The sequence below is a fragment of the Chromobacterium sp. ASV23 genome (assembly GCF_016428945.1).
GTDB classification, from domain to species: Bacteria; Pseudomonadota; Gammaproteobacteria; order Burkholderiales; family Chromobacteriaceae; genus Chromobacterium; species Chromobacterium sinusclupearum.
Window position 1 is genome coordinate 1 of record NZ_JAELTR010000135.1, and the last position, 1,270, is coordinate 1,270.

Consider the following 1,270-nt stretch of genomic DNA (forward strand, 5'->3'; position numbering starts at 1 on the left):
CCCCCCCCCCCCCCCCCCCCCCCCCCCCCCCCCCCCCCCCCCCCCCCCCCCCCCCCCCCCCCCCCCCCCTCCCCCCCCCCGCCCCCCCCCCACACCACCACCTCCGTGCTGTCGTCGGCAGCGTCAGATGTGTATAAGAGACAGTTTTCAAGGTAAGTGACTAATTTATAATTAAGCTCCCCTGATTCAAGATTTGGAGTTAGGTGATAGATTTTGTACCTATTTTCAATCGGGCAGAAGCCTATAGTTGCAACTTCGCAAAGTGCCATATTTCCGGCAATTGCACCAACTTGCTTTACGTACATCTGGAGTAAATTAAGTGCACAGTTGGCGATGTCATCAAGTGCAGGTGGTAAATTTGTGGAGTTTAAGCGTGCTAGACAAGTAGAGAGTGCTGAGGTGAGGGTGAGCCCAACTAAGGCATTTCCTGCGAATGCAATTCCTATGGTGGAGCTAAAAAACAACTCATTAAAAAATCCGTTGTTACTATCTTTGAAGCAGCGAATCGGGATAGAAAAAATCTTTGGGCCTGACTCAAGTAGCATAGATTTTTCTGAGTTTGTTATTTTGCTATCTCCACACATCCAGATTGATGATTTCCCATTTTCTTTGTTGAACCAGCAAGCAATAGTTGTCATGTGTAATTAATTAAAGAATGGTTGAATAAGGACCAAGGGTTGTGCTGGATAAAATGAAGGCTAGATTTTCTCGGGATACTCCTAAGAAGAATGATTACTACTTCTTGTATTACACGGCGGTTTCCAAGTGCGTGCAATAAACGATTTTATTTTCCCATAATCCAATCGTCATTGCCATGGGTTGTGTCATGGTCATTAATTTGGGGTGACGTACCGACGTCAAAAGCAACTCCAAGCAGGACGAGCTGTCAGCAGGATGAAGAAGGGGGCTTGGGGGTGAATGTGGGAGCAGCATGTGTCTACTGTTGGTATCGACAGCGATGGTACGCTTGATGCCAACATAGATACCAACACTTCACATCGCTTGGGCTGAGGAGCGCAGCCGGAAATAGATAACAAAAAACCGCAGGGCTTGTGCCATGCGGTTGTTTTGCGTTGCATGATGTCTTGTCTGTCTCTTATACACATCTGACGCTGCCGACGACAGCACGGAGGTGTTGGTGTGGGTGGTGGGGGGGTGGGTGAGAAGGGGGGGGGGGGGGGGGGGGGGGGGGGGGGGGGGGGGGGGGGGGGGGGGGGGGGGGGGGGGGGGGGGGGGGGGGGGGGGGGGGGGGGGGGGGGGGGGGGGGGGG

The 1,270-nt window shown here is 52.9% G+C and carries 1 protein-coding gene; it reads left to right on the forward strand.

What is annotated here, in order from left to right; translation table 11 throughout:
• Window positions 1-213: 213 nt before the first annotated feature.
• Window positions 214-648: a hypothetical protein gene (locus JHD59_RS21930; RefSeq protein WP_199155829.1), complete on the forward strand. Its 435-nt coding sequence runs from the start codon at window positions 214-216 to the stop codon at window positions 646-648.
• Window positions 649-1,270: the final 622 nt, after the last annotated feature.